The 350-nt window shown below is 50.3% G+C and carries 1 protein-coding gene; it reads left to right on the top strand.

Going from position 1 to position 350, the window contains the following annotated elements:
* Positions 1-350, top strand: a 350-nt coding sequence (locus JFN93_RS25330; protein ID WP_199387176.1) for an IS256 family transposase, incomplete at both ends; no start/stop codon positions are given.

The raw sequence follows: 350 nt of genomic DNA, 5'->3' as shown, positions 1-350 counted from the left end.
CTGAGAAACCGGGGAGTGAAGGACATCTTCATCGCATGCGTCGATGGTCTCAAAGGCTTTCCTGAAGCAATTGAAGCGGTATTTCCGAGCACTCAGGTTCAGCTTTGCATCGTGCATATGGTCCGTCACAGCATGAACTACGTTGCCAGAAAACGTTGGAAAGAAGTTGCTGAGGACTTGAAGTCAATCTATCAGGCCCCGACGGCAGAGCAGGCAGAGATGAATCTGGAGGCATTTGAGTCGAAGTGGGACTCGACATATCCATCGGTATCGAAAGCGTGGCGAAGAAATTGGGATAACATCATCCCCTTCTTTTCGTATGCTCCCGAGATCAGGAGGGCCATCTACAC

The organism is Geomesophilobacter sediminis (assembly GCF_016458275.1).
GTDB classification, from domain to species: Bacteria; Desulfobacterota; Desulfuromonadia; order Geobacterales; family Geobacteraceae; genus Geomesophilobacter; species Geomesophilobacter sediminis.
The sequence above is the reverse complement of the archived record's forward strand: the minus strand, read 5'-3'. Positions and strand labels throughout refer to the sequence as shown.